Source organism: Enterococcus sp. AZ179, assembly GCF_050498885.1.
GTDB classification, from domain to species: Bacteria; Bacillota; Bacilli; order Lactobacillales; family Enterococcaceae; genus Enterococcus_D; species Enterococcus_D entomosocium.
Genome location: NZ_JBMHEO010000006.1, coordinates 1 through 7,535, shown reverse-complemented (window position 1 = coordinate 7,535; position 7,535 = coordinate 1). Strand labels below are relative to the sequence as shown.

The following is a 7,535-nucleotide window of genomic DNA, read 5'->3' as shown; positions in this document are numbered from 1 at the left end:
GACAAGTCCAACGTGGAACATAACACCGTTCCAACTCGCCCCCCCGGTTTCTTCACAAAAGCCCCAAAGAGAAGAAGCTTGATTTACCGACGTTTTAGGCTCCCAAAATAGCTATACCAATGTAAAATCACAAAGAACGCCCGTCAATCGCTTGATTGACGGGCGTCTTGTGTTAATCGAGATTATGTTAACTTGGGGAAGAAATAACACGTGCATTAACCTCTGGGTTCTATTCTATTGGATGATCGTGATTCACTCGTTACGTGATCTTGATACCATTCCCTATAAGGATCTAGGGATCTGTTGTACATATACATTCCGATAATACTAGCGACAAGAGCCACAAGTAACACAATAATCGTCACTTTGTAGTACTTATTATTTCGGATCTTATTTGAAATACTTCGTGTCATTACTTTATCCTCCTTCAAAAGTTCGTCTAAAGTTATACCTAAAAGATCGCTTATCTTTACAACTGTATCTAAATCAGGATATGTTCTTCCGACCTCCCAACTGGAGATGGTCGATCGTGAGACATGCAGTAAATTCGCTAAATCTTCCTGCGTATAATTTTTTTCGTTTCGTTTGTTTTTTATTTTTTCACCAACAGACATTGTAGTTCTCCTTCATTATCTTTTTTTTTCTATTTTACTCAAGCTTGGAATTGTAGCAATCCTTGTTAAATCAACGATACGTTTTCTGTCACCCTTTTTTTGTCTATTTTACTTTTTTCTTTTACGAATTGTGATATTTTTAACTATATCACAAGCAAGGAGGAATTTTTATCATGTTAAAAAAAGTTTCATTAGGCATATTATCTTTATTTTTGGCAGGAAGTTTAGCACTTCCCGTTCAAGCTTCTGAAGTAGTCGATGATCACGAACATATTGAGACTCATGTTCACAAAGAAGATCTTATCGATTCTTCCCTATTAGATACCGCAATCCCGTTAGCCCCAGTATCTGAAGGTTATGAGGAGATTGCTCCAAGAATGGGGTTCCAATGGAAATGTAAAACTTGTGGCTATGTTAGCAACTGGCACGCTCTTTATAATACTGCTGTAAAGTATGCCTATGCTCATACTACTAAAAATTCAGGACACGAGACCGTAGTATTTGGTGTTTAATTTCTAAAAAAAACTGCCTCTATTTGATAATAGAGGCAGTTTTTTTATTGACATTTCACGCAACTAAAAATTGATATGTTATTAATATCCCATACTAGATTACCTAGGAAGATTTACAGACTTACATACTATTCATAACTAATTTTTATATTCCTAATTTTTGAGTATTCTTTTAAATCAATTCTTATTACACCGTCAAATGGAATTCCTTTTTCTTCTGTTATATCTTTTTGCTTATACAAATTAACAGAAAGTTCGTTATCGGACATTTCTACATAATAGCCAACAATTTGTGTTGGCGTGTCTAAAACAATCAATAAAGTTTGATCTTCGATATATGCATTCTTGATTTCACCTTTTCGGAAAGGCACTATTTCTGTATCTGACGAGATAGTTTCTTTAACATATTCAATCGCTGGATCACGAGTGAGCCACAAATAACCTGCGAACAGACTAGCGCACAAAAGCAATAATGATAAGTAGATTGTTGCTAACTTAAATTGCTTTTTTTTCTTTATATCTAAATCTAGGGATTTGGCAATCTCTAAATCTTCATTCAGCAGATAATCTAAAGACACATTAAATGTCTTAGCAAGAGATATCAATGTTTGAATATCAGGGTAGTTTCTTCCAATTTCCCAGTTTGATATTGCTGATCGACTTACTTGTAATTTTTCCGCCAACTCTTCTTGTGTTAAACCAAACTCTTTTCTTTTTTCTTTTAAAACTCGATGAAATTCCATAATACCCTCCAATCTATTGCTATTAAATCATAGAAAAAAAGAAAATGTTGCGTGAAGAATAGACAATTGATCATTTCCCAGTGCCACACGTTGTGACATTTGATGTTTTCGTTTATTTGCTCAAGACAAGCACTGAAAAATTTATTAGTTTTATTTACGAATTACACAAAAAATACTAAAGGAGTGCATTTATTTGAAAAAAATTTCATTTTTTTTAGTAACCCTCATATCCGCCACAGTTTTATCTCAATCTGCAATAACATATGCTTATGCAGATACAAACGATTCAATTGTCCAAGAGCAAACGACTGAATTTTTAGAAGGTTTGTTCCCAAGTACTTCCAACGAATTCAGTCGAGGACCAAATAAACCAACAGCAAATAAGAATATAGCTAACGGTCAATATAATATGTCTGGATCTTACAGAGGAAAATATTATTTATTCTCAAATTATAATTGTTACGGAAAAAACAGTTATAATTATTATTTTTATAACCAAGGTTCAGGAACATTAGAAATTAGAATGAGAAATTCCGCTAATGGAGCTGTCTTGAAGACGCATTTTGTAAAATCTCGTGAAAAAGTATCTAGTAGTTTAAAAATGACAGATAAAAATTCAAAATTTTATTTTGAATTTTACAGTACAAAAGATTACGTTTTCGAAGGTTATGTTAAATAATTCACAGTTTATTAAACTTTGAATTAAAACATAGGGGTTTGGGGTTTACCCCAATAGAAAAGAGAAAAAGTCGGGCAAACTTATTGCCTGGCTTTTTCTCTTTTTTTGACAAGTGGGTACCCACTTGCTATGCTTGCCACAGACAGAATGATGGGTACCCACTTTTTGGTAAGAATTGTATAAAATCAGGAAGTTATAACCTATTTTTATTTACCGTCAAAGCGACGGTTTCGTGACGGCAACCCGACGGAAACGTGTGGCAATGTGGTGGCAAACAGGTGGCCGAGGTGTGGCAAGTTGACGCAAATGTGGCGTCAAACGCTTGTTATCTGTACCCAAGCAAATCGCCCAGTACTACTGGGCTGAACACGAATGTGGGCACAGATTTCCCTTATGCTCTTTCAAGAAAAATACCTTTTCGCTTCGCTCGAGGAATTTTTTTGAAACATGGGATTGGGCTACGCCCAAAAATCTATAACATGGGGATATGTTACTATGCTCGCAAAAGAAAAAAAGACACTGTAAGACATTTCAAAAAATCGTTGCATTCATTTTTCAAGCTTGATAATCTGGGAGTACCTACTGGAAATATTTTTAGAAATCTTTGTATCGGTCACTGTCGGATTTTCGGCAGTGATCATTTTTTATTTATCGATCGCTGGTTGTGTTGTTGATCAAAAATTTATTAGCATAGATTTGGACATTGCACACCGTTATGATTTCGCCTGCAGATTTTTTGTAGGTGATTTTTTTATTTTCTGATACCTCAACGAGCCTGTAATTAATTTCATGTATCGATGCAAAAGTTGATTAGGATTGATTCCAAAATCTTGTTATGATGATTTTGTAGCATGATACTTGGGGGAGTTCGTGCAACAATGATACCATTTGTACGTTAAATAATTTTTTGTGGGGTCGTCTTCAGTTTCTGAAGGCGATTTTTTTATTTTAATTTCTGCAAGTTCTTCGAGTGGGGCGGGGCAAAAATGTTACTGGATTGTTGACCATTTACGGAAAACTAGTGATTTCACTATGTTATCCGTAAATGGTCAACAATTTTCGCCAGAAAAAGTGTTATTTTTGCCCCGCCCCACTCGGGTTTTTAGAGGTTGTCTTCCTTTTAGTTATTCTCGCCGGATTATCGCTGGTTTCTCGTAGGAATATCCGTGGATTATCAAAATTAGTTATTTATTTTTGCGTAGCATTCTCACCCTATTTGCAGGCTATTAACACCCTATTCGCACCCTAGTAACAAAAATAGTTATAAAAAAACGAGGTCGTTCCAAATCTATTCCAAGGCTATTCCAAACCTATTCCAAAAATTGTTGTTTATTTTTGTGATGGATTGACAATTTGTTGACATCTGATTGACGGGTCATTGACACCCTTTTGACAAAAAAATGTAATTTTAAAGCATGGACGGTTCCCACTCTATTCCCGCCTTGTTCCCAACTTATTCCCACCCTATTCCCAAAATTTGTGATAAAAAATTTGTTTTCAGTCGATCGATTGCATGAGTTGGTCATGAAACTCGATGGCGTTCAGACGTCCTCAGAACGTTTCTGAGACGTTTTGAATCGTGAATGATAAATAATAGTTGAACGATCCTCAGGCGCTATCAGAACGTTTCTGAGACGTTTTGTGTACGGAATAAGTTAGATATCTTGCCTCTGGCAAGCATAGCGAGTGTATAGACACTCGCTAAAAAAATCAAAAAAGAAGTCGGCACAGAATTTGTTTTTTGCGTCAACTTCTTTTTGATTTGAATCAACTTTCGGGCGTACCCTGATCCCAAATTGGACAACGGCTGCTAGTGTAAAGTTTTTGGTTAAAATCAATCTTATTAGAAAGAGCAAAAGGTGACTTAAAATCCTATTTATGCTAAAATAAACGTGCGAAGTGATATCAAGGACAAAGCATATTTACACCAAAAAGCCCTCCTACTGCGAATAGGAGGGCTTTTTTTTGCGCTGTTGCGACTCAGCGTTGGTGCCAGAAGGCAACTGCTTCGATTATCGGCTAATCGTCTAGCCAGCGATCAAATAGTAGTAATACTATCCCCACAAGAAGTGGTGCGATAATCAGCGATATCAAGGTCTCAAACATATTTACACCCCCTCTCGGGGCAGTTGCCATAAATGAGTATAGCATAACCGCCCTATCGATTATTTTGATCATTGTATTTTGTAATATAGCAGTCTACCTCTAAAAATGTGCCCCTCAGAATAAAAATCTTGTCCCACGTGTTGTTTAGGGGTTGTTAGGGCTTGCCCTGACCGCCTGTAAGGCGCTTTTTAACAAAGATTATCTGTAACAGCTTAAAATGTCTTAGGTGGGCTTATACGAGCAGCCAGAGCCTGCCAAAAGTCTTCCTGATTTTCTGTTTTGATTTTAGCGAGTGAACAAAGTGAACGCTGCAAGTTTAATGTGAGAGCGTAGCGATCACTCCTTTTTTGTTTTAGATCTTAAATTACTTTATATGATTCGCGAACCTGGATACTCAAAAAAACATTGTATATTTAGGCGGGAAAATGTCAGCGACCTTTTTTATATCTCTTTTTAAACCTCTTTTAAACCTCTTTTAAGTCGGCTCTATCCTTACTGCCCCAATCAATGTAGCGTTTTATGTATGGAGAATTGTCTGTTTATATATGGAGAATTGTCTGTTTATATATGGAGAATTGTCTGTTTATATATGGATGATTGTCTGCTTATATATGGATTTTATTTTATGTACTCCATTGAATTAATCCATTAGATAATTTATCATTATTATTGAGGTGATTTTATGGCTAATGAATTGATTAAATACGATGCTGAATTGAATACAATCCCACTTAAACATTTTTCCCCTGTAGAAATGAATCTATTTTTTTCTATTGTTTCTAGAATGAGAGATAAAGAAGATCAAGTGGTTCGCTTTTCATTTGATCAACTTAAAGAGCTAAGTAATTACAAACCTACTGCTAATAAACGGTTTTTAGACGATATACAGGATACTTATCAAAAACTATTGGGTCTAGCTTTTAGTAAGGTGTCAAAGTCTGGTAAACGAAGACAAATGTTTGTCATGTTTACTCAGTTCGACATTAACGGCGAAGATGATATTCCTTATGTAGATGTACAAGTACATGAAATGGCATTACCCTTGTTGAATAATTTAGATACCTGGGTTCGCTACTCTTTGACAGAATTTCGTGAATTAAAAAGTGGATATGCAAAAACTGCATTTCGCTTGTTAAAACAATTTCGTACTCAAGGATGGGCAGAATTTACGAGAGAAGATTTTTTTGAACTAATGGACATTCCCAAGAGTTATCAAAAGAATTTAGGTGAAATTGATCGTACCGTACTTAAACCAATCAAAGAAGAACTCACTCCTTTGTTTAAAGGCCTTACTATCCGAAAGAAATATGGGAAAGGACGTGGAAAACCTGTCATAGGCTATCGTTTTACTTGGAAAGCTGAAAAGAACGATGAAGACCATTTCTCAAAAGGAAAACAAGCCGAACTCCGCACCAAACTTTTTAATATTGAGCATAACGGAGAACTTACCCAAGAAGAAAAATGGCGTGCCAAGGATCGCGCATTAGGTCTGCGTTTAGGTACCCATGAAGCAGATGCCAAAGCCCACTTAGCAGCCGAACTCCGCCACCAGCAAGAGCAATTAAATCAACAAGCATTGCTAGGAGATCTGTCTACCATGTTTGAGTAAATCTACCCACGATCATACGTACGTTCCAAGCGGTATTACTTGGAAGAGCATAAGGGAAATCTGGTCCCATATCCATGAGATCCCAGCAGTGCTGGGCGATTCGTCTGGGACTGCTAAAATCATTTTTGACACCACATTGCCGTCAGTCTGCCACACATTTGCCACTAACTGACGGCACTTTTACGCAAGGAGTTTTTCTGAAGCGTTTAAATACAGCTTAACTCGTGTATACTAAAGACAAAAACAAGGTGGTGACAACCCTAGTGACAACCGATAGACAACCCAAAGAAATGCTGACAATAAAGGAATTATCTGAGTTATTCGGCATAAGCAGACAAGCTATGAGGAAACATGTTGACAACCTTGAGACAACCTACCTTGCCAAAAATAGCCACGGATACAAGACAGTACTATGGTCAGGCGTGTTGCAACTTGCTGACAAGCTCGGACAACCTGAGTTGTTTCAAGAGACAACCCAACAACAAGAAAGTCCTGATATACAAAGTGATTTGACACTGACAACCGAGTTGCTTGCACAGTTGAAACAAAAAGATGCTCAAATCGAACAATTACAAGCGTTGCTTGCGCAGCAACAAAAACTAATTGATCAGCAACAACAACTCACCCTGCAGGCAAACAAACAGATCGAACGTATGGAGGCACAGAAGCGCCTGACAGCTTTTTCAGAAGAACAGACAGAGCAAGAGCCCCCGACGAACCAAACGGCGCACAAGACACCGGAGGAAGTGGTCAAGGAGACAGGTGTTTTCTATAATTCTGAGGGAGTCAAGAAATATATGGACGATCGTGCCCGTAAGAACAAGAAGTGGTGGCATTTTTTTCGCAAAGAATCGTAATACGAACAAACGTCGCCTTCCTGGTCAAGGAATTTTCGGTTTATCGTAGGATCGATGCGCCTGCAGGCGCCGGATTTCGCCCGGAACCGTGTGATTTTTCCGAACGTTGCCCCCTTATTTGAATGCCCCATATTCCGAAGTGAAAGGATCCGTACAATATGTCATTATCTCCCTATGTTGCCAGCTACCCAATTCATGCCTATATTGTCGGTCACTTAGGCTTATCGGTGGGGGATTTTTGTCGACAGTATGAATTTGATCCCACGATCGTCACTGGTTGGCAGACAACGAATCGTTCCGTTTTCTCCTTGCCAGCTGACTTTGTGGAATGCCTAGCCATTGCGTCCAACAAAACAGCAGATCAAGTGCGCTGCATTTTACGCTTGTTAGAAAAGCAACATTTTGCTTTTCTTGC

8 protein-coding genes are annotated in these 7,535 nt (G+C 37.5%); 5 read left to right on the top strand and 3 right to left on the bottom strand.

Going from position 1 to position 7,535, the window contains the following annotated elements; all coding sequences use genetic code 11:
• Positions 1–215 precede the first annotated feature (215 nt).
• Positions 216–614 carry a helix-turn-helix transcriptional regulator gene (locus IGI88_RS18420; protein ID WP_074935017.1) on the bottom strand — a complete coding sequence of 133 codons (399 nt, stop codon included), beginning with the start codon at positions 612–614 and terminating at the stop codon, positions 216–218.
• Positions 615–787: 173 nt separating this feature from the next.
• Here IGI88_RS18420 and IGI88_RS18415 point away from each other — a divergent pair, with 173 nt between their 5' ends.
• Complete coding sequence (locus tag IGI88_RS18415) at positions 788–1,126, top strand: hypothetical protein (protein ID WP_074935015.1); 339 nt, start codon at positions 788–790, stop codon at positions 1,124–1,126.
• A gap of 128 nt (positions 1,127–1,254) precedes the next feature.
• Here the strand turns inward: IGI88_RS18415 and IGI88_RS18410 are convergent, their stop codons facing one another.
• Positions 1,255–1,869 carry a helix-turn-helix domain-containing protein gene (locus IGI88_RS18410; RefSeq protein ID WP_074935013.1) on the bottom strand — a complete coding sequence of 205 codons (615 nt, stop codon included), beginning with the start codon at positions 1,867–1,869 and terminating at the stop codon, positions 1,255–1,257.
• A 193-nt stretch (positions 1,870–2,062) separates the two neighbouring features.
• On the opposite strand from IGI88_RS18410, the gene IGI88_RS18405 reads away from it, so the two are divergent.
• On the top strand, positions 2,063–2,548 hold the full coding sequence (locus tag IGI88_RS18405; protein ID WP_429960991.1) for a hypothetical protein: 486 nt from the start codon (positions 2,063–2,065) through the stop codon (positions 2,546–2,548).
• A 2,019-nt stretch (positions 2,549–4,567) separates the two neighbouring features.
• Here the strand turns inward: IGI88_RS18405 and IGI88_RS18400 are convergent.
• Entirely contained in the window at positions 4,568–4,654 is an 87-nt protein-coding gene (locus tag IGI88_RS18400; protein ID WP_139223956.1) for a type I toxin-antitoxin system Fst family toxin, read from the bottom strand.
• Positions 4,655–5,336: 682 nt separating this feature from the next.
• Here IGI88_RS18400 and IGI88_RS18395 point away from each other — a divergent pair.
• From IGI88_RS18395 to IGI88_RS18385, 3 genes are all read left to right on the top strand, one after another.
• Entirely contained in the window at positions 5,337–6,263 is a 927-nt protein-coding gene (locus IGI88_RS18395) for a replication initiation protein (RefSeq protein ID WP_016611712.1), read from the top strand.
• A gap of 263 nt (positions 6,264–6,526) precedes the next feature.
• Complete coding sequence (locus tag IGI88_RS18390) at positions 6,527–7,120, top strand: hypothetical protein (RefSeq protein WP_429960989.1); 594 nt, start codon at positions 6,527–6,529, stop codon at positions 7,118–7,120.
• 158 nt (positions 7,121–7,278) lie between these two features.
• Positions 7,279–7,535: hypothetical protein (locus tag IGI88_RS18385; RefSeq protein WP_429969557.1), on the top strand; the 257-nt coding region annotated here is incomplete at its 3' end.